The following is a 2288-nucleotide window of genomic DNA, read 5'->3' on the forward strand; positions in this document are numbered from 1 at the left end:
GTGGTGCCCGGAGGCGGAATCGAACCACCGACACGAGGATTTTCAATCCTCTGCTCTACCGACTGAGCTATCCGGGCGACGAGGTGTATTAAAAGGCTTTTCGGCTTTCAGGTCAACAATAAAATTAAAATAAAATATCGTTTGATGAATTTGTGCTCGGAGTGGGCTGTTTTTATGCGTTTTTAGCAGCAATGCGCCATGCTTTAAGCGATGTTTTAACATTGATAGTGTGTTCACTTGCAAAATAAAGGCGATAAAAACAAAAAAGCACGTCTGAAAACGTGCTTTTTATTGAACAATTGACTTTAAACTAGTGCTTTACTGAGAACTTGTTTACCCAACCTTCTAGCTCATTCGCTAGTGAAGCTAAACTTTGAGTACTTGATTGGCTCTCGGTTACGACAGAGTTGAGTTGGCCTCCGCTTTCCTCGATAAGGTTTATGCGTAGCGCAATATCATCGCTAACCTGCGTCTGCTCAGCGGCAGCAGTAGCGATCTGCTGGCTCATTGTGGTGATAGATTCTAACGCCGTTACAATTTGCTGTAGAGCTTCAGAGGCATTCTTAGACTCTGTAACAGTGCTTTCACTGGTTTCTGCACATATTTCCATTGTGTGAATGGCATTGCGAGAGCCTTCTTGCAGATTGGAGATCATATACTGAATCTCTTTTGTGCTGTCTTGTGTGCGTCCTGCTAGGTTGCGTACCTCATCAGCAACGACTGCGAAGCCTCGGCCTTGTTCTCCAGCACGTGCTGCTTCAATGGCTGCATTGAGTGCCAATAGGTTTGTTTGCTCTGCAATATCACCAATCACATCGAGCACTTTTACAATATTATTTACATCCTGATCTAGATCGGCGACCGCTTTACTCGCAGTATTTAATTGAGAAGCTAAACCTTGAATGTTTTCAACCGTGTTATGAATGAGTTTCTGAGTATGTTGGCTTTGTTTGTCAGCCTCGTCCGTATTGTTTGCGGTGTCGCTTGCTGAATTGGCAACATGGTTGGCTGAAGATGCCATTTCAGTCATCGCAGTGGCAATCATCGCCGTTGATTGCTGCTGAGATACGGTAAGATCGGCAATCGTATTTGATCGAGCTTCTACGGCAGATAACTCTGCGCGCAGTGCATGCATAGACTTCTCTAGGTTTGTCACCATAGTAGCTAGTGATTGACTCATATCTTGCACGGCACGATAGATACTTCCTCTCGGTGCCACAGTATCAAAACTGGTCTGAATGTCTCCTTGAGCGACAGCTTGAACTGCTTTGCGCACATCGTTAGGCTCTCCACCAAGTAGATGAAGCATTTTGCGAATCGAAATGATCAGGCCACTTAGAATACTTCCCGCGATAATCAGACACAGCACAAGCTGCCATTGTGCTGTCGACCAAAAACGTGCGTTAACTTCATTAAAGCCAATACCTGTACCGACAACCCAGCCCCAGTGTGGTGTTTTTTCTGCTATCGAGTGTTTTTCTTCAATGCTGCCATTTGCTTGTTTTTGGCTCCAGGTATATTCAACGATCTGACCTGTTTTGTGCCCCAATACATCTAGAATGAGTTGGCCTACGCTATTACCACTGCCATCTTTAAAGTCATGGAAGCTGGTACCGTGCAGTTGAGGGTCTAGTGGTGCGGCGATGAACATCATATTTTCATCTGCGACATAAACGTATTCGTTGTCTTTGTAGATATTGTTACGAAGTAGGCGAGTGGCTAATGCTTTCGCTTCGTCTTCCGGCATTTTGCCTTCGATAGCCATCTTTTCTACTTCGGTAAGTATGCTGTACGCACTTTTAAATAGCTCAGTAACTCGAGCTTTGTTATCAAGGTTACTTGCGACGCGAAGTGTCCATAAGCCCGTTGCGGTCAGAGCTAGGAGAGCTAGCAATATGATCGCAGATAATAAATAGGCTTGAGTTTTTAGTTTCATATTTAGCTCACAAATAAAGTGTTATCACTATGCAAGGCATAGCTAAAAGAAGAAATGTAATAACTCGGGCATCTTAGTGAAGATGAATATGCTCGGATACTAATGCGTATTGAAATTACGATGAGGATTAAATTTTTAGCGTGAAATAAGTGTTTTTGAAGAAAGGATTTAATGTTCGCTGATTTTTAGAAATGAAGTGCAGATAAATGGGAAAACGAGAAATGACGTATAAAGCAGATACAAAAAAGCCGCATCAAGTGATGCGGCTTTAAAAGTGGCTCCTCCTGCTGGGCTCGAACCAGCGACCTGCGGATTAACAGTCCGTCGCTCTACCAACTGAGCTAAGGAGGAA

The 2288-nt window shown here is 43.8% G+C and carries 1 protein-coding gene and 2 tRNA genes; all 3 read right to left on the reverse strand.

The features are described from left to right. Position 1: 1 nt before the first annotated feature. The 3 genes from R7Q38_RS22735 to R7Q38_RS22745 all read right to left on the reverse strand — a co-directional run bounded on the left by R7Q38_RS22735 (position 2) and on the right by R7Q38_RS22745 (position 2287). Positions 2 to 77: transfer RNA gene (locus R7Q38_RS22735), tRNA-Phe, on the reverse strand. A gap of 233 nt (positions 78 to 310) precedes the next feature. Next, on the reverse strand, positions 311 to 1936 hold the full coding sequence (locus R7Q38_RS22740; protein ID WP_137282377.1) for a methyl-accepting chemotaxis protein: 1626 nt from the start codon (positions 1934 to 1936) through the stop codon (positions 311 to 313). 275 nt (positions 1937 to 2211) lie between these two features. Further along, positions 2212 to 2287, reverse strand: a tRNA-Asn gene (locus R7Q38_RS22745). Between the last annotated feature and the right edge of the window lies 1 nt (position 2288).

The organism is Vibrio sp. Vb0598 (genome assembly GCF_033338935.1).
GTDB lineage: Bacteria > Pseudomonadota > Gammaproteobacteria > Enterobacterales > Vibrionaceae > Vibrio > Vibrio alginolyticus.